The sequence below is a fragment of the Alphaproteobacteria bacterium genome (genome assembly GCA_002869105.1).
Classification (GTDB): domain Bacteria; phylum Pseudomonadota; class Alphaproteobacteria; order UBA7879; family UBA7879; genus UBA7879.
This window is the reverse complement of sequence record PKTP01000007.1, coordinates 192,536-210,013: the sequence shown is the minus strand read 5'-3', so window position 1 is coordinate 210,013 and position 17,478 is coordinate 192,536. Positions and strand designations below refer to the sequence as shown.

The following is a 17,478-nucleotide window of genomic DNA, read 5'->3' as shown; positions in this document are numbered from 1 at the left end:
TTAAATTTATGAAATTGGTTATTGTTGAGTCCCCAGCAAAAGCAAAAACAATTGAGAAGTATTTAGGTCCAGGCTTTAAGGTATTAGCATCTTATGGTCATATTCGTGACTTGCCCTCTAAAGTAGGGTCTGTGGACCCTGACAAAGACTTTAAAATGGTCTGGGAAAATTCATCTTCTGCTACTAAAGCAATGAAAGAAATTGTCCAAGCGGTGCAAAAATCTGATGCTCTTTATTTAGCGTCAGACCCTGATCGTGAGGGAGAGGCTATTTCATGGCATGTTCTAGAAGCTCTTAAACAAAAAAAACTGTTAGATAAGGTTGAGGTGCACCGTGTTACCTTTAACCAAATCACTAAAAAAGCGGTTTTAGATGCCGTTGCCAATCCTCGTGAAATCAATCAAGAGCTTGTTGATGCATATCTGGCAAGGCGGGCCCTTGACTATCTTGTTGGGTTCAATCTATCTCCCGTTCTGTGGCGGAAGCTGCCAGGGAGCAAATCTGCCGGGCGCGTTCAATCAGTTGCCCTAAGATTGATCACATCACGAGAAGCAGAAATAGAGAGTTTTGTTCCTCAAGAATATTGGTCGGTTATTGCCGATTGTCAGACGGAAGTGCCTGAGGATTTTCAGGCCCGTGTTACACATGCACTCAAAAAGAAATTAGATAAATTAGCAATTGAGAATCAAGCTCAAGCCAAAGAAATTGTCAAAGGCCTTGAGAAACAGGCCTTTACTGTTAAGGCTGTTGAAAAAAAACAAGTCAAAAGATCTCCTCAACCACCCTTTACAACGTCAACGCTGCAGCAGGAATCTGTTCGTAAGCTTGGATTTTCATCAAGTAATACCATGCGCGTTGCCCAAAAGCTCTACGAGGGGATTAATATTGGAGGGGAAACGGTCGGGTTAATCACCTATATGCGTACGGATAGCATTGCCATGGCAGGAGAGGCCATACAGTCATGTCGGGAGCAGATTCAGGGCCAGTATGGAGCCCGCTATGTCTCTGGTCAGGTACGGCAATTTAAGTCAAAAGTTAAAAATGCTCAAGAAGCGCATGAGTCTGTACGACCAACAGATTTTTCAAGAACCCCAGAGCAAATGAAGCCTTATCTTGATGCGTACCAACTGAAGCTTTACAGCTTGATTTGGAAGCGTGCAATCGCTTCACAAATGGCTGATGCACAAAAGGAACAGATGAGCGTTGATATCATTTCGGGCGATGAGCAATATATTCTTCGAGCGAATGGATCGCGAACCGTGTTTGATGGATTTCTCAAAGTTTATGAAGAGGGATCCGATCAGGAAAAAGAAAAAGAAAATCAACTGCCCAACTTAAAACAGGGGCAAAAAATTGCTCTCAAGGAAATCCATCCCAAGCAACACTTTACGCAACCCCCGCCTCGTTATACAGAGGCATCACTTGTCAAGCAGCTTGAGGAAATCGGAATTGGGCGCCCCTCTACCTATGCCACGATCATTTCTGTTCTGCAAAACCGAGAATATGTTTGCCTTAAAAATAAACAATTCATTCCTGAAGAGCGCGGGCGGTTGGTTGCAACCTTTTTAGAACATTTTTTCCAAAAATATGTTGAGTATGACTTTACAGCTCAATTAGAGGAGGAGCTAGATTCAATCTCCACAGGAAAATCTGATTGGAAATCGGTACTCGAAAAATTTTGGATTCACTTCCATAAGGTTGTTGATGATACCAAAAGTCTAAAAAATTCAACCGTTCTTGATGTGCTTGATCAAGAGCTTTCAAAACACTTTTTCCCAGATGATGAGCGGGCGTGTCCGAAGTGTAAAACAGGAAAACTTCATTTGAAGGTTGGAAAATATGGCGCTTTTGTTGGTTGTGAACAGTATCCAGAGTGCACCTATATTCGAAAAGAGGTAGAAGAAAGTACCATGGAAGATAACGGCAAAAAAGAAGATGCTTCTATTGAAGAGTATCCAAAGATTGTGGGGCAGGACGAAAAAGAGGATGATATTTACCTAAGAAAAGGGCCATATGGCTTTTATCTTCAAATTGATAAAAAACAGCAAGACCCTAAAGATAAGAGCAAGCCGAAGAGGGCAGGACTTCCAAAAGGGATGAATCCAGCTGAAGTTGATCTAAAACAGGCTTTAGATTTGTTAAGCTTGCCAAAAACAATCGGACAACACCCTAAAACAGGCGAGGATATTGTTGTGGGCATTGGTCGCTATGGTCCCTTTGTTAAATACCAAAATAAGTTCCATTCTATAAAAAATAGGTCTATCTTATCAGTAGATATACCTTATGCAGTTGAAGTCATTGAAAAAAGTCCAAAAAAATAACTCTGTGCTGAACAAAAAAAATAGCGCTGAGAAAAAATCAGATACAAAAAGCTATGAATCTTTACTGAAGGAAGTGGAGATTCTTATTAAAAATCTTGGATATTTTCCAGATAAAAGAGAAATAGCGCAACGCTTAAATATTAAAGGTGTTAAAGCACGCCAAGATCTGAAATCAATTATAAAATCTCTTAAAAAAGACACATTAAAAAAACAATCCCTCCGTCAGAGGGTGTTTAGGATTGTTGAGTTTGATGATGCGAACAGTCCTTTGGTTGTGGCTGTATCTTTGGGGGTCGAGTATGCTCCCAATAATCTTCATAAATACACTGTCTCTTCATCTTCAATAAAACAGTTTCAAAATGCACAGGTTGATGATGTTTTTTATGGGGCTGTTTTACCGGATCAAACAGTTCAGTTTATTCGATGGGATACTAAGAAAGATGCTAAAGATCTTATCTATGGCCTCATTGCAAAAAACAAGGATCAAGTTGTATTTGTGCCTGCCGATCGATCGGATCGAAATACATATGCGATTGCTTACGGAGAAGGGGATATTGAAAAATCAAAGTTACCTCTTTTTGCAACGGCAAGGGTGATGCAGGATCAAAGCCTTAGTGTTGAAATTGAAAAAATTATTGGTGATGAAACAAAGTTATATGACTTTATCATTGAACGACGAAATCTGCCCCGCGCCTTTGACCAAGGTATATTAAAGTCTCTTGAAAAAGAGGTTGTCCCCCCCTTGGGAGAGAGAAAGGATTTGCGTCAATTACCATTTGTAACGATTGATGGACAGGATGCTAAAGATTTTGATGATGCAGTATATGCAAAGATGAATCCGGATGTGTCTTGGCGCTTAGTTGTTGCCATTGCTGATGTCACCCATTACCTAAGGTCACACCCAGACCTTGATAAACAGGCTTTTGAGAGAGGAAATTCTATTTATTTCCCAGGTTATGTTATTCCCATGCTGCCTGAAAAGCTCTCTAATGATTTATGTTCACTAAAGCCTCAAGTAGATCGCGCTGTTTTAGGGGCTGATATCCTGGTGAATAAAGAAGGAAAAAAAATAAGCCACGAATTTTATTCAGCATTGATTCACTCTCATGCGCGTCTTACCTATAAGCAAGTTGAGCAAAGGATGGAAGGCGTAACTGGTCACCAGATAAAGAATGAAGCCTTGTCAGCCGTGGATCAACTCATTGGACTGCATGAAACGTTACTAAAGCAGCGGGTCAATAGAGGACCTTTAGAGTTAGAGAGTGTAGAACTCAGCTTTGAATTCGATAAAAAGGGGAAAGTTACTGGTATTACCAATGCCCCTCAGTTACAAAGCCAGCAACTCATTGAAGAGATGATGGTTCTTGCCAATCAGTGTGCGGCAGAAACATTGAGTGAAGCGCAATTAACGATTCCTTATCGGATTCATGAAATGCCCACAGCAGAAAAAATCCATGACTTTAAGCAGCATCTAAAATCATATCAAATTAAGGCAGGCGCTTTAACGACGCCGTCAGGATTCAATAAAATCTTGAAAAGTCTTGATGGCCACTCTTTGCGCTCTACCATTATGGACTTATGTTTGCGAACGCAATCAAAGGCAGTATATTTTCCATCAAATCAAGGCCATTTTGGGCTGAATTTATCACATTATTGCCACTTCACTTCTCCAATACGCCGATATGCTGATGTGTTGGTTCATCGTGCGCTTTATGCAACGATTTCTGGTAATACGAAAACGTTCAAGATGGAAACAGATAGGCACATGAAAGAATGGTGTGATCAACTTAGTGAACTTGAGAGGCGTGCCTCTCAAGCAGAAAGAGAAGTATCAGACCGTTTGGCGGCCTTTTTCTACGCCCATAAAATTGGATCTGTATTTAAAGCTGTCGTAAGCGGCATTTCTGGCGCAGGGATTTTCGTGACTCTTTCAGATCCAGAGCTAAGCGGCCTTGTTCCCATGGAAAATTTGGAGGATGATTATTACATCCTAAGAAAAGATCCACTTCATCTTAAGGGGCGTCGCCGTGGACGACTTTACAAGATTGGTCAGTTGCTGCAGGTTAAACTTCAAGAAGTGGATTTAGCCCGGGGAAGGATGAATTTTTCAATAGATCGCCCTCAAGAAAAGACTGAAACCAAATTGAAAAATCCCTCTTCATATAAAAGAGCACCAAAGAAAAAACTTCCATCAACTAACTAATCTATCTTTGAAGAAAGTTGGCTGTGAATGTTATCGATCACTTTAGAATAGACTTTAACACCGTATTTTTTCTCTAGCGCTTTTAAATAAGCCCCCCGATAATTTTGGCGGAAAATATTATTAATCGCTTCCTCAAACTCTTTTTTCTGTTTAAGAGGGGTCTCGTTTTTTTGCAGGTGAGTCACGACAATAACTTTTGCTCCTTCATCTGTTTTGACCAGCATCGCTTGATTTTCTTTTAATTTTGACAACTGGATAAGCTGTTCAATGGTTAGATTGAGTTTGCTGTTAAGAGCCAGTAAGTTGTTCTTGTTAATGACTTCTTTTCTTAAGTGACGCTCGTTTATTTTTGATCCGTTGTTAAGAGATTGAACAATCTCAAGGCCTTTGTCTTGAGCGCGTTTGATAGCTTCACGCTGGAGATAGTGTCTTTTTACCACTTCTTGAATTTTTTCAAATTTGGGGACATGTTTTGCTTGAACTTTTTCCAATCCAAAAGCATATGCTTTTTGGTTTTGATCATAATAAATCTGCCCTTCCTCACCCATTTGTTGGCGGAAGATTTGCGTTGCTTGATCAGAACCAAATTCTTTGTGAAGTTGGTTAAATGATTTGTTTTTAAAAGTTTTGATAGTGACTGTCTTAGGATATTTTTTCTCTATTTCTTCGAAAGAATCACCTGCAGCAATTGCATCATCAATTTTTTGCACAAGAGCTTTTTGCTCTTTAATTGTTTTTTCTTGTTTTAACGTTTTTTCAATTTGATCTTTGATTTGATTCAAATCTAGCGTTCTTGATGGGGTTATTTTTTTGACCCAATAGATTTTTTGCTTTCCCTGATCAATGATACCCTCGGAAAACTGATTTTCACCTAAGCTGAAAACTTTTTCAGCAAGTGTTTCATCAATCATAGATCGACTGACACTTCCTAGTGGAATGAAGCTAGCAGAATTTTTCTTAAGATCTTCTGTTGAAGTAGTCGGTTGATCTTTAGAAATTGATAAGACGGCAATCTCTCTGAGTTCAGGTTGTGAGAACCGTTCCTTATTATTCTGATAGTAGGTGGCTATTTCTTCTTTTGAAACATCGGTTTTTGGATGTGTAATCATAAGCATTTTAAAGTCCCTTTTTTCAGGCACTTCAAAGTGAGTTTCATTTTTCTCATAAAACTCTTTCAAAACCTTGTTCGAAGGAGTCTTTAACGAGGGAAGCGCTTTTTCAGTAACGGTTAAAATGCGAACGCTGCGCTCTGTCAATTGTGCTTTACTCAAGACATCTAACAGATTCTTTGGAAGAGAGATGCCAGAAAACAAAGCCACGAGCAGCTGGTTTTTCATAAGGTCTTGTGCAATTTGCCCTAGGAAATTCTTTTCATTCTGACCTGTTCTTTGCAAATACTGTTTAATTTGTTGGGGTTGAAAGTCAGGGATGCTGCGTAAGTAACTTTTGAGCACAACTTCTGGGACTGTAAGGTTCAGTTTTTCAACTTCTGCATCCATGAGCCGGGCATCGATTTCATCTTGGACAATTTTCTTGATCATTTTTGTGGAAAAGAGAATAGCTGGGTCCACGGATCCTGGTAAATCGGTGAGCACCCTTTTAATCGTGTGTTCAATTTGATTTTGTCTGATTTTAGTTGATCCAACTTCAGCAACAGTTTGGCTTTTTTGGCCTGAGGCAAGATATGACTGAACCCCAGTAAACATAAAAGCCACAAGGATGAGGGTAATAACAATTTTCGCCAGAAACGTATTTTTTTTTCTGTAGCCTTCCGCTTGGGTATTTTGTTGATTCGTCATATTTCCTCTTAACAGTTGATCATTAATTCATTTATGTTAGTCCATAATATCTAGCACAGGTCCGGTATGAGTTCCATGGCAAAAAAATACATTGTTGCTAACTGGAAGATGAATCTTCCCACAGAATCTTTTGAGCATTACTTTCATGAACTGCCTAAACAGGATTTGGTGAATGTGGTCGTTTGCCCCCCATTTGTATATTTAAAAGAAGCCCTCCGCCATGCTCAAGGGGTATTTTCAATCGGTGCCCAACAATGCTCGGCACATGCTAAGGGCGCATTCACAGGGGAGGTTTCAGCATCTATGTTGGCTCAAGCCGGGGCTAAGTATTGTTTGGTCGGACACTCAGAGCAAAGACAGAATTGGCCGCAAACTTTGTGGTTGTCGTGTGTGGAAAATCTCCTAGGTCAGGATATTGTTCCCATTTTTTGTGTGGGGGAAACAAAAGAGCAGAGAGAACAAGACCGGACGCTCACTGTAATCAGTGAACAAATTGACGGTATCAAATCTTTTGGGGCGTCACTTATTATTGCTTATGAGCCGGTATGGTCAATTGGGTCCGGTGTCGTTCCAACCACGAGAGAAATTGTTAAAGTTGTGGAATTTATAAAGTCTCAGGTTAAACAATCGCCCGTTTTGTATGGAGGGTCGGTTCAAGAGAAAAATGCCTCTGATTTTGCACAGTTGGCCGAACTTGATGGCTTGTTGGTAGGGGGCGCTTCGCTCTCGTCGGCTTCTTTTGGTTCTATCATAACAACCTACCTGGGGGATACCTTAATAAAGCGTTAGAATAAGGGGGTAAAAAAAATCTCTCTCTCTTGAAAAATAATGGTATAAAGCGAAAAAAATAAATGAACATATGAAATTATTACTCAAAATCCGTGGTTATCTATTTGCAGGTCTTGTTTTTGCGGCGCCAACAGCCTTAACTTTTTACTTAGTTTATTGGATGACACTAACAATTGATAGACTTGTTAGGTCCATTTTCCCCGCACAGTTGACGTGGATTGATCAAATTTTCCTTGTGCCAGGTGTTGGTGTGATCACTTCTATTTTCGCCTTCGTGCTCCTTGGGTTTCTCTTGCAAAATGTTGTTGGTCATTACATTGTTTCCAAGTGGGAGCGGTTGTTTTCGAAGCTGCCGCTTGTGCGAACAATCTTTTTAACAATTAAGCAAGTGATAGACGCATTTTTTGGCAAGAACGCCATGTCTTTCCGGGAAGTTGCTCTTGTGGAATATCCTCGGCACGGCATATGGGCCCTATGCTTTGTAACCGGGACAACACAAGGTGAAGTGCAAGAGAAAACATCTGATGATGTCATCAACGTTTTTTTGCCAACCACCCCTAATCCGACATCAGGGTTTTTATTATTCGTGCCCAGGCAGGAACTGCATATTCTTGATATGACCGTTGAGGAGGGCATTAAAATGATCATCTCAGCAGGCATTATCACACCTGATTATGTCAGAAAGCCAAAACCACTTAAGGTGGAATAATTATTGTATATAAAAAGATTCAAATACTCTTGAATCCCTTTTTGAAAAAAAGCATTATGACAAAAAAAATTGAATCATGAAAATAGCAGTACCTAAAGAGACCTTGAAGACAGAAAATCGCGTTGCCGCGTCTCCTGACGTGGTCAAGAAATGGACCAAATTGGGTTTGACTGTATGTATCGAATCTGGCGCGGGGGAGGCCTCTGGTTTTTCTGATAAAAGTTACACAGAAGCCGGCGCTCAAATTGCTAAAACGCCGAAAGACGTATACGATCAAGCACACATTATTGTTAAAGTTCAAAAGCCACAAGAAGGCAAAGCGGGGGAACTCGATCTTATGCCTATGGGAGCGACTATCGTTGCTCACTTTAATCATAGTTTTACCGAGGGATATCTTCAGGCCCTTTCTTTAAGGAAGCTTAACGTTTTTGCCCTTGAGCGGGTTCCGCGCATTACCCGTGCTCAGACCATGGATGTACTTTCTTCGCAAAGCAATTTAGCTGGGTATCGATCTGTTATAGTCGGCGTGAACGCTCTCACAAAAGCCTTGCCAATGATGATGACGGCTGCTGGCACGATTATGCCTGCTAAGGTTCTCATAGTTGGCGCTGGTGTAGCTGGGCTGCAGGCAATTGCAACGGCTAAACGCCTTGGTGCGGTTGTCTCTGCTTTTGACGTCCGTCCAGCTGCAAAAGAACAAGTAGAGAGCCTAGGTGCTAAATTCATCGAGGTTGCTGAGGATGCTTCAGCTGAAACCGCCGGTGGATATGCCAAAGAAATGTCAGAGGAATATAAGAAGAAACAAGCAGAGCGTCTTAAAGAAGCTTTGAGCAAGTCAGATCTTGTTATTACAACAGCTCTCATCCCGGGCCGTCCGGCGCCGAAGATCATAACGCAAGAAATGGTTGAGGGTATGCCCATTAACTCTGTCATTGTTGATATGGCTGCTGAAAAAGGCGGCAACTGTGAACTGACGAAAGCAGGTGGGGACGTTAACCACAAAGGTGTTCGCATCATGGGGCCGCTTAACCTGGCTTCAGAGCTTGCCGGAAATGCGAGTGCTCTCTATGCAAAAAACATGTCATCATTTTTGGATTTAATGGTGTCTGATCAAGATGGAAAAGCACATCTTAATCCAGAAGTTGACGATGAGATTATTCGTGCAAGTTGTGTCATGCTATCGGGAAAAGTAACGGAAAATGAGCGATCATCATAGAGAGGAACCCTATGGAATTTAGTATTATTTTAACAATTTTTATTTTAGCGATTTTTGTGGGTTACTACGTGGTTTGGAGTGTCACGCCCGCCTTGCATTCACCCTTGATGGCTGTAACGAATGCCATCTCAAGCGTGATTGTTGTTGGGGCACTCATTGCTGCCGGCGCCTCTCATTCCCCCTTTGCAAAGTGGTTTGGTTTTTGTGGCGTTGTTTTAGCTGCCATTAATATTTTTGGGGGATTTGTTGTGACGCAACGAATGCTCTCAATGTTCAAAAAAAAGAAATAAAAGGAAAAATCTGTGTCAAACATAACATCCTATTTATACCTGGTTGCATCGGTTTGTTTTATCCTTTCCTTAAGAGGGCTTGCGTCGCCAACTTCTGCACGCAGGGGAAACTTCTTAGGCATGATCGGGATGACCATCGCTGTTGGTACAACGATGGTGAGCCAAAAAGTTTTAAGCTATGATCTTATTATTGCGGGCCTTGTGTTAGGTGCTGGGATAGGTGTCATCATTGCCCGATCTATTGCCATGACAGCTTTACCTCAACTTGTTGCTGCTTTTCACAGTCTTGTTGGCTTGGCAGCAGTCATGGTTGCAGCTGCTGCATTTTATAATCCAGAGGCCTTTGATATTGGCCCGATTGGTTTTATCAAAACGGGCGCTCTTATCGAAATGGGACTTGGAACAGCAATTGGATCTCTTACTTTCACAGGATCTATCGTTGCCTTCTTAAAACTCCAAGGCATTTTATCAGGCAAGCCTCTCCGGTTCCCTGGTCAACATATGATGAATGCTCTCTTATTGTTATCCATTCTCATCATTTTGGGTATTTTTGCTGCTTATCAAACAACAGTGGCCTTTTGGGCGATTGTCTTTCTTTCCTTTGCTCTTGGGTTCCTTCTTATTTTGCCCATCGGCGGCGCTGATATGCCAGTGATTGTTTCCATGCTGAACTCCTACTCAGGGTGGGCTGCATGCGGCATTGGGTTTACATTGCACAATCCCCTCCTTATTGTAACAGGGGCATTGGTTGGCGCCTCTGGCGCGATTTTGAGCTATATTATGTGCAAGGGAATGAATCGCTCTATTATTAATGTGATTTTGGGCGGATTTGGATCCCAGACTTCTTCAAATGTTGCGGGCGCCGATGAGGAAGAAAGGCCTGTTAAGGCTGGAAGTGCTGAAGATGCCGCATTCCTTATGCAAAACGCAGATTCTGTGATTATTGTGCCAGGCTATGGGATGGCAGTTGCCCAAGCTCAGCATGCTTTAAAAGAAATGGTATCTGTTCTAAAAGAAAAAGGGGTGAGAGTTCGATTTGCCATTCACCCTGTTGCAGGCCGTATGCCCGGGCATATGAATGTTTTGCTTGCTGAAGCAAATATTCCTTATGAAGATGTCCTTGAACTTGATGAAATTAACAATGATTTTTCTTCAACCGATGTTGCGTTTGTGATCGGAGCCAATGATGTAACAAACCCTGCAGCAAAGACGGACCCTGAAAGTCCTATTTACGGGATGCCAATTCTTGATGTAATGGAAAGTAAAACAGTTCTTTTTGTGAAAAGATCCATGTCACCTGGGTATGCAGGGGTTCAAAATGAACTATTTTTCAAAGATAATACAATGATGCTCTTTGGGGATGCTAAAAAGATGTGTGAGTCAATCGTTAAATCTATTAACTAGTTTTTGCTTTTAGTAGGCGTTTGTTTTTGTGTTAGTATTTTAATATCAAAAAACAAGGAGCTTTATTATGACAAAAGCAACAGTTGAGTCGTTAAAAGTGGGTTTTTCAAATACCTATGCACTTTATCTAAAGACACAAAATTATCATTGGAATGTTAAAGGCCCTGATTTTGCCCAGCTACATGTTTTTCTTGAAGGCCAGTACCAAGAGTTAGCTGAAACGGTTGATGATTTAGCAGAGCGAATTGTGACTTTGGGTGGGAAAGCGCCGGGGAGTTTCAGAGAGTTTCAATCACTTATGACGACAAATGAAGCCCCAGAAGGGTCTTTGTCTGCTCTAGAAATGATTGAAGATTTGCTTCTAAGCTATGCAACCACCATCAGTTCTCTTCGAGATGTGCTCCCACATTGTTCAGAAAATACCGATGCAGGAACTGAGGATCTCATTAGTTCTGTCATTGGTGCCCTTGAGAAAAAGGCCTGGATGCTAAGGGCTCACTTAAAACAATAGGGACAAGTATGTAGGTTTACACTTTGTTCACCATTTGATAAATTAATAAAAAAGAGAGAAAAAATTATGAAACTTTTGATGTTATTCATGGTTCTTATTGGTTTATCAAATTGCTCTTACGAAGAAAAAAAACAAAAGGATCCGTTAGGGGTCCATGAAAAGAAAACTTACGAGCTTAAATAGCCTCCTTTCACTACTAGCATACTGCATTTATGCGAAGATCATTCTTTAATCACCTTCGTTAACTTTGCAGTTAATGAAGGTGATAAGATGTTAATCTTATCAATATGTTGGCCTGTTACAATATTTAGGCTTGCACTCTGTTTTCCCATTCGTTATAACCAAGAAAAATTAGTTAATCAGATGAAAAAAGATATTCACCCACGTTACCACACCGTTAAAGTTATTATGACCGATGGCGAAGAGTATGAAACGCGCTCTACTTGGGGTAAAGAAGGTGATGTGATTCGTCTGGAAATTGATCCCAAAACGCACCCTGCTTGGACAGGTGTTCACCGTCTGGTTGACTCTGGTGGTCAACTTGCCAAGTTTAACAAGCGTTTTAACGTCAACTTTGGTTCTTAGATTTAAAACTATTACGAAAGGTTAGAAAATCGTGGAAATTTCAGTCCGTGACAATAACATAGAACAAGCTTTAAGAATTCTCAAAAAAAAGCTTCAGAGAGAAGGCGTTTTTCGTGAAATGAAGCTTCGTCGTCAATACGAAAAGCCATCCGAACGAAAAGCCCGTGAGAAGTCAGAGGCTATCCGCCGCCTACGTAAGCTTGCCAGAAAGCGCATGCGCTAGAGCTGACTGCATAAAGCGCTTCTTTTTATCAATCAACTTTTTATTCAGTTTTTCTCAGGGCCGTCACTCAGGTCCTGTCTGCTCTACCAAACAACCTAAGTTTGGTTGCTGGGATAAAACTATATCTTAACTTCTTTTGTGACAGGTCTAGAGGGCGCTGGCATTTTTATCAATGTTAAGCCGATAAATCCTAAAATAATTAATATAACTAAGCCAAAAAATATTTTTTTCATCTCTCGGTTCCTTTCTTGGGGGGTTAAATAGAGCGTTACACTTCTTTAGATATCACGTTGATTCAACTCTTTGTGCTTTTAGATATAGCTGCCAAAAGCCCAAGGAGCTTAAAGCAGCCGTCTCGGAGCGTAGAATGTTGAGCCCCAAAGACACCGGCTGCACAAAAGAATAACTTTCCAGAAGCATGATTTCTTCGGTGGTAAGCCCACCTTCTGGTCCAACTAAAAAGGCAGGAGATTGAATGAATTGATTGATGAGAGTTTGAGCAAGGGGCTGTGAGCCGGTACGTTCTTTGCAGAGGAGGATCGTTTTGTTGATAGGCCACTCTTTCAATAAATCGGGCAGAGAACGTAATGAGTGAATCCGTGCAAGTGAAAGGCGTTCGCACTGTTCTGTTGCCTCAATAATGTGCCTTTGGGCGCGTTCTACATTGAAAGATCGATATTGTGTGCGTTCTGTTAGGATGGGATATAAATCTGTCACGCCAAGTTCAATGGCCTTTTCGATCAGGAAATGCATGCGCTCTTTACGAAGGGGGCAAAAAATCAGCGTAAGGGGCAGATCATTTTTGGCAGGTCGGATCATCTCTTCAACGACTAACGTGCATTTTTTCTTGTCAATGCCATCAATTTTTGCCAAAAACTCCCCCGTTTCAGCATTGAAAACGCGAAGGTTATTTCCTGGCTTCATTCTAAGGACAACCGTTAAATAGTGACTTCCATCGTCACATAATGTGACTTTTTGTCCGGCATGAGGCGGTGTTTCTAGGAAAAGTCTGGGTAAGTTGTTGTGCTTTGACATTTAAAATTACCTAGTAAACGGCTGTTTTTTTACGTATTTAAGATATCAAGTAATAAACAGGCTGTATACAGATAAGGAATAGAAAATGCTAAATTTTTTTGATCTCCGGTTGATAAAATCTTATTTTTCAGGATATGTGAAATTGGCACGATGGCATAAACCAACCGGCGCTTTATTGTTATATTTACCCTGCTGCTGGGGGCTTGTATTGGCGTCAGCCTCAACCCATTCGACTTTTCTATATGCCAAGTTTCTGATCGGAAGCTTTCTCATGCGGGGCGCTGGGTGTACAATCAATGATATATTTGATCGTCAGCTTGATCGAAAAGTTGAGAGAACCCAGGCCAGACCCCTTGCTTCTGGTGCTATATCGGTGGTTGCTGCGCTTATATTTCTATGCATTCAGCTTATTTTGGGACTTTGTCTCTTATTATCATTTGGCCATACAACCATATGGCTGGCAGTATCGATCATGCCCTTTGTTATCATCTATCCACTGACCAAAAGAGTGACCTATTTTCCTCAATTATTTTTAGGTATTGTTTTCAACTGGGGTGTACTTATTGCGTATCTGGAGGTTACCGGTACACTTACTTTGTCTGCTTTCCTTGTCTATTTGATAGGAATCCTCTGGACACTTTTGTATGATACCATTTACGCCTATCAAGATATGGAAGACGATCGCCTGGCCGGGATAAAATCAATGACATTGATCATCTGTGATTATCAAAAAATTTTCTTTCTAGCTTTTCTTGCGATGATTACTATCCTTTGGGTGCAGCTAGGGAATTTAAAAGAGGCTGGTCTTTTTTATTACACAGCTGTTTTGATATTGCTGGGAATCATCGGTTCACATCTGATCTCCTTGAACACAAAAGATAAAAATAGTTGCGCGCATTTTTTCAATCAATGTATATGGTATGGGGTAGGTTTTTATTTTTTATGTTTATGGAGTTAAAATGACCACGCGAGTTTTCTTTTTGTTGATAATGCTTGTGGGGCTTAGTGGTTGTGGTAAAAAATCGTCGGTTAAATCTCCGGAGGATGTGCCAGAGACCTATCCCCGATCTTATCCCTATGTTCCAACATCGAAAGATTGATTCTTGAAAAAAAAATTGAATTGCAGTATTGTGAGTCGCACAATTTAAACAAGGTAGCGCTATGAAGAACTTATATAAACTTATTTTATTCACTCTTATATTAGGCTGTGGGGCTGAACAAGCGCAGGCAAAAATTGAATCTAATAATCAAAAGGATCAAAAAAGCACTGTGATCAATACAGATTGGTTTAAAAAGCCGCAGGCTAAAGTTAAGGGTAAGCTTATTTTTATTGCCGGGGCAAATACGGCAAAGAAACGGGATAGTCGCATTGATCAGGCAAGTTTTTCCACTAAGGGTGACGTTGGTTTCAGTATTTTTGCTGACGGCTTGAATAATGATAGTTATGGTGCCGACATTGTTTTTGATTTGCGCCGTGAAAAATCAGGCTCTGCCGACTTTATCAAAGCCGCCTATGCTTATTACAACACCGATGAATATGGAACTTTTAAAGTGGGTGAGATGGAAGGTGCTCTTGAGCAAACACTCCTAGATGGACGTGATGTCATGGGTGCTACCGGTGGATTTGGGGGTGAATTATTTACCTTTGCGACACCAAGTACAGGGACACTGACTTATTATCAACACGCAGCACATGATAAATACGCAACCAAGGTTCTTTATCAAACACCGACCATTAATGGTTTCCAGTTTGTAACCAGTTTCACACCTCATTCTCAATTGCTTGGCTCGCGTAAGCGTGGCGCTGATGAGGGAAATAGTACTTCCTTTGGGGATGCATTTAATAAGAACGAAGTCATGCTGCGCCGCGTCGTTGAAGGAGTTGTTTCTTATGGTTTTAATACCTCAGGGGTTGATGTGAACATGTATCTTGGGGGAGCCGTGGCTGATCCAAGTACAAAAATAAATCAGAATCTTGCTGTTAACGCCGTTCATCCTGCTAAGTCTTTCCTTGCTGGGCTATTGGTTGACTTTGGAGATGTTCAATTTGGTGCGGGATACATGAATAACGGCAAATCATTGACGCGGAAAGACCTCTCCGAGACATACGGTGATGCTGTCAATGCGGCGATCAGTTACGCGCTTGGTCGTCACTATGTTGCAGCTGGGCATATGGCGTCTTGGCGGAAAGTAGAAGGCGGGAAAGCAAAAGCAAACATTAGTTCTGTTACGTATGAATATAAAGCCGCCCCTGGACTCACGTTATTCAGTGAAGTGAATTATTTTGATACCCGTAACACGTCACAATACTATAATAATGCGGCAGCTACTCCTAAGGATCGCAGTGAAAATAAGCAGTTATTCTCAGGTGGTATTAGAAACAACAATAAAGGGGCCGTTCTCTTGGTTGGAACAGCGATCCGTTTCTAAAATAATGTTTAAGGGATATTTTCCCTGATAAGATATTGCTAGGCTTTCGAGCCTAGCTTTTTTTATGTCTCTTAGGATCTACGTCTACAACAGATATATTTATAAATTTTCTTTGCGATTTGACCACAAAACTGATCACAAATAAGATCAAGGCAGAACCGAAAATCAATCCAGATGTTAAGTATATAGCCCCTGTATGACGGTAAATCAATTCAGCATAGAAAGGGGTGGGGCCATTGCCAACAGCCTGTCCTAAGAAAAAGGGGATGGCAAATCCGGTATATCTAAAGTCGACGGGAAATAATTGATGGGACAAAAGCATGATAGGCGGAACGACCATGGATGTTGCAAGAGCAACTAACAGACGATTTATTATATGAAAGCCAGGAAAGGGATTTTGAAGTCCTACTAATAAAAAAATACCAGTCAAAAAAATGGCAACAGCTCCAAGAGCAAGCATTTTTTCTGGCTTGACATATGTGATCATCCAAAAAAATAGAATCAACGTTGTGCTACACAAGCCCATGGCAAGGGTTGTGTACAGTAAGCTTGTAGAGCTACTGGCATCTATATGTTTTGCAATCCAAATATTGCTGTAATAAAAGGGCGTTAGCATACACAAGCCAAAGCAAAAAACACAAAACATAGAAATTGGAAATTTTTTAAGGCATTGAATCAAGGGAATGCTGGGCTTTGTAGTCGGAAGAGCTTCTTTGTTTTTTTTATGCTCAATCCACTCAGAAGATTCGGTTAGGTGTCGACGCAGTAATAAAACAATAATCCCAAGAGCAGAGGCTAAAAAATAAGGAATTTTCCAGCCCCAACTTACAATTTTGTAGGTGATAAAGACATAACTTAACCCAATGGCTAGAAGGGCGCCAAAAAAGCCTAAAGACATAAGAATGCCCATATTTAAGTTGCGTCCTTCAGGGCTGCCTTCGCCCACAAGCACAATGCGCCCTGCAAAAGCACCACTTCCGCCTAGGCCTTGAAAAATTCGAACGAGAATAAGGAGCAGAGAGGCAACAATACCGATTTGAGCATAGCTTGGTATCAGGGGGATAAGCATGGAAGGTACAATGCTCATGAGATAAGCCAAAATCAGCGCAGGGCGACGACCAAAATGATCACCAATCCATGAAAAAATAAATGCTCCAAAGGGTGCGAGAAACAGCCCAGAGGAGATGGCAATATAGGCTCCATAGTGCCCTAGCCAATGATGAGGGTCTTGAGAAAAAAAATAGCTGGCGGTAAAAGCCCCCGCAAAGGTAAAAATGGCGCTTTCAAAATGTTCAAACACGTGGCCTAAGAGAGATATCAAAACATTTTTCTGGTCTTTGGTCATCTTGTTCCCAGCTGATTGTGCGCTTGTATGTTTCATTATATTAGTACGTTATTTGCCTTCAAACTTCAAAGTTGATTTTAGAAATAAAAAACCCCCCAAGTGGGGGGTAATAATAAATAAGAGCTACAGCCTGTTATGCGTTATTGCCGCTGATATCATCAACCGAAATATCAAGATCTTGTGCTGCTTGAATTGCATGCGCAAGTTCTCTTCTTTTTTCTAGGGCTTGCTCATAACTTTGATTGCCAATAGCAGAACTAGGATCATGTTCTTCTGCTAATCCAAGAACAGGCTCTGATCCAGAAACTAGATTTTTTACATGCTTAAGAACGTGTAATTCTGTTGCCAAAATCTTTAAGGCTTCAGCTCTTTTTGTGGCACCAAACACACCATTGTTTTCAGATATTACTCTTATCGCTGCAGAAACATTAGCCATTGTGTGAGAATATTCTGATTTACGACTTCCGTTTAGGCCAAAATATCCGAGAAGTTGCGCAGCACTCGCGCGGGGGGATAATGCAACCTCATCTTCTTCTTTTTTCAATAAAAGAGTATCTAATTCTTTGCGAACAAGTGATTGTGTTTCTTGTTCTTTTGTCGCCAACATGCCTTTAAGAA

General features: G+C 41.0%; 16 protein-coding genes. 12 read left to right on the top strand and 4 right to left on the bottom strand.

What is annotated here, in order from left to right; all coding sequences use genetic code 11:
- Positions 1-8 precede the first annotated feature (8 nt).
- Together topA and C0582_04060 are read left to right on the top strand one after the other, a co-directional pair.
- Positions 9-2,321 (top strand): type I DNA topoisomerase, encoded by a 2,313-nt coding sequence (gene topA / locus C0582_04065; protein ID PLX29710.1) that lies wholly within the window; start codon positions 9-11, stop codon positions 2,319-2,321.
- On the top strand, positions 2,284-4,524 hold the full coding sequence (locus tag C0582_04060) for a hypothetical protein (GenBank protein PLX29709.1): 2,241 nt from the start codon (positions 2,284-2,286) through the stop codon (positions 4,522-4,524). The genes topA and C0582_04060 overlap by 38 nt, the downstream gene beginning before the upstream one ends.
- Here C0582_04060 and C0582_04055 read toward each other — a convergent pair.
- Positions 4,521-6,323: a hypothetical protein gene (locus tag C0582_04055; GenBank protein ID PLX29708.1), complete on the bottom strand. Its 1,803-nt coding sequence runs from the start codon at positions 6,321-6,323 to the stop codon at positions 4,521-4,523. The genes C0582_04060 and C0582_04055 overlap by 4 nt on opposite strands.
- Positions 6,324-6,389: 66 nt before the next feature.
- Between C0582_04055 and tpiA the strand changes: the two genes are divergently transcribed.
- From tpiA to rpsU, 8 genes are all read left to right on the top strand, one after another.
- On the top strand, positions 6,390-7,112 hold the full coding sequence (tpiA, locus tag C0582_04050) for a triose-phosphate isomerase (protein ID PLX29707.1): 723 nt from the start codon (positions 6,390-6,392) through the stop codon (positions 7,110-7,112).
- A 70-nt stretch (positions 7,113-7,182) separates the two neighbouring features.
- A complete protein-coding gene (locus C0582_04045) occupies positions 7,183-7,821 on the top strand; it encodes a hypothetical protein (GenBank protein PLX29706.1) in 639 nt (212 codons plus the stop codon).
- A 76-nt stretch (positions 7,822-7,897) separates the two neighbouring features.
- On the top strand, positions 7,898-9,037 hold the full coding sequence (locus C0582_04040; GenBank protein PLX29705.1) for an NAD(P)(+) transhydrogenase (Re/Si-specific) subunit alpha: 1,140 nt from the start codon (positions 7,898-7,900) through the stop codon (positions 9,035-9,037).
- Positions 9,038-9,048: 11 nt separating this feature from the next.
- On the top strand, positions 9,049-9,327 hold the full coding sequence (locus tag C0582_04035; GenBank protein ID PLX29704.1) for a pyridine nucleotide transhydrogenase: 279 nt from the start codon (positions 9,049-9,051) through the stop codon (positions 9,325-9,327).
- Between the two features lie 12 nt (positions 9,328-9,339).
- Positions 9,340-10,731, top strand: coding sequence for an NAD synthetase (locus tag C0582_04030; GenBank protein ID PLX29703.1), 1,392 nt, complete (start codon positions 9,340-9,342; stop codon positions 10,729-10,731).
- A gap of 67 nt (positions 10,732-10,798) precedes the next feature.
- A complete protein-coding gene (locus tag C0582_04025) occupies positions 10,799-11,242 on the top strand; it encodes a DNA starvation/stationary phase protection protein (GenBank protein PLX29702.1) in 444 nt (147 codons plus the stop codon).
- A gap of 363 nt (positions 11,243-11,605) precedes the next feature.
- Entirely contained in the window at positions 11,606-11,827 is a 222-nt protein-coding gene (rpmE, locus tag C0582_04020) for a 50S ribosomal protein L31 (GenBank protein PLX29809.1), read from the top strand.
- 31 nt (positions 11,828-11,858) lie between these two features.
- Positions 11,859-12,050 carry a 30S ribosomal protein S21 gene (gene rpsU / locus C0582_04015; protein PLX29701.1) on the top strand — a complete coding sequence of 64 codons (192 nt, stop codon included), beginning with the start codon at positions 11,859-11,861 and terminating at the stop codon, positions 12,048-12,050.
- A gap of 285 nt (positions 12,051-12,335) precedes the next feature.
- On the opposite strand, the gene C0582_04010 is transcribed toward rpsU, so the two are convergent.
- A complete protein-coding gene (locus C0582_04010; GenBank protein PLX29700.1) occupies positions 12,336-13,085 on the bottom strand; it encodes a 16S rRNA (uracil(1498)-N(3))-methyltransferase in 750 nt (249 codons plus the stop codon).
- 85 nt (positions 13,086-13,170) lie between these two features.
- Here C0582_04010 and C0582_04005 point away from each other — a divergent pair, with 85 nt between their 5' ends.
- Complete coding sequence (locus tag C0582_04005; GenBank protein PLX29699.1) at positions 13,171-14,043, top strand: 4-hydroxybenzoate octaprenyltransferase; 873 nt, start codon at positions 13,171-13,173, stop codon at positions 14,041-14,043.
- A gap of 203 nt (positions 14,044-14,246) precedes the next feature.
- The gene (locus tag C0582_04000) at positions 14,247-15,515 is read left to right on the top strand and encodes a hypothetical protein (protein ID PLX29698.1); all 1,269 of its coding nucleotides are present in this window, start codon (positions 14,247-14,249) and stop codon (positions 15,513-15,515) included.
- A gap of 52 nt (positions 15,516-15,567) precedes the next feature.
- On the opposite strand, the gene C0582_03995 is transcribed toward C0582_04000, so the two are convergent.
- Together C0582_03995 and C0582_03990 are read right to left on the bottom strand one after the other, a co-directional pair.
- Positions 15,568-16,896, bottom strand: coding sequence for a hypothetical protein (locus tag C0582_03995; protein ID PLX29697.1), 1,329 nt, complete (start codon positions 16,894-16,896; stop codon positions 15,568-15,570).
- A gap of 97 nt (positions 16,897-16,993) precedes the next feature.
- A complete protein-coding gene (locus C0582_03990) occupies positions 16,994-17,467 on the bottom strand; it encodes a hypothetical protein (GenBank protein PLX29696.1) in 474 nt (157 codons plus the stop codon).
- Positions 17,468-17,478 lie beyond the last annotated feature (11 nt).

Coding starts and splice junctions, on each gene's coding strand:
- C0582_04040 (PLX29705.1), top strand. CDS start 7,898: ATGAAAATAGCAGTACCTAAAGAGACCTTGAAGACAGAAAATCGCGTT.
- C0582_04000 (PLX29698.1), top strand. CDS start 14,247: ATGAAGAACTTATATAAACTTATTTTATTCACTCTTATATTAGGCTGT.
- C0582_04005 (PLX29699.1), top strand. CDS start 13,171: ATGCTAAATTTTTTTGATCTCCGGTTGATAAAATCTTATTTTTCAGGA.
- C0582_04035 (PLX29704.1), top strand. CDS start 9,049: ATGGAATTTAGTATTATTTTAACAATTTTTATTTTAGCGATTTTTGTG.
- C0582_04055 (PLX29708.1), bottom strand. CDS start 6,323: ATGACGAATCAACAAAATACCCAAGCGGAAGGCTACAGAAAAAAAAAT.
- topA (PLX29710.1), top strand. CDS start 9: ATGAAATTGGTTATTGTTGAGTCCCCAGCAAAAGCAAAAACAATTGAG.
- rpmE (PLX29809.1), top strand. CDS start 11,606: ATGAAAAAAGATATTCACCCACGTTACCACACCGTTAAAGTTATTATG.
- C0582_03990 (PLX29696.1), bottom strand. CDS start 17,467: ATGTTGGCGACAAAAGAACAAGAAACACAATCACTTGTTCGCAAAGAA.
- C0582_04060 (PLX29709.1), top strand. CDS start 2,284: ATGCAGTTGAAGTCATTGAAAAAAGTCCAAAAAAATAACTCTGTGCTG.
- C0582_04010 (PLX29700.1), bottom strand. CDS start 13,085: ATGTCAAAGCACAACAACTTACCCAGACTTTTCCTAGAAACACCGCCT.
- C0582_04045 (PLX29706.1), top strand. CDS start 7,183: ATGAAATTATTACTCAAAATCCGTGGTTATCTATTTGCAGGTCTTGTT.
- tpiA (PLX29707.1), top strand. CDS start 6,390: ATGAGTTCCATGGCAAAAAAATACATTGTTGCTAACTGGAAGATGAAT.
- C0582_04025 (PLX29702.1), top strand. CDS start 10,799: ATGACAAAAGCAACAGTTGAGTCGTTAAAAGTGGGTTTTTCAAATACC.
- C0582_03995 (PLX29697.1), bottom strand. CDS start 16,896: ATGAAACATACAAGCGCACAATCAGCTGGGAACAAGATGACCAAAGAC.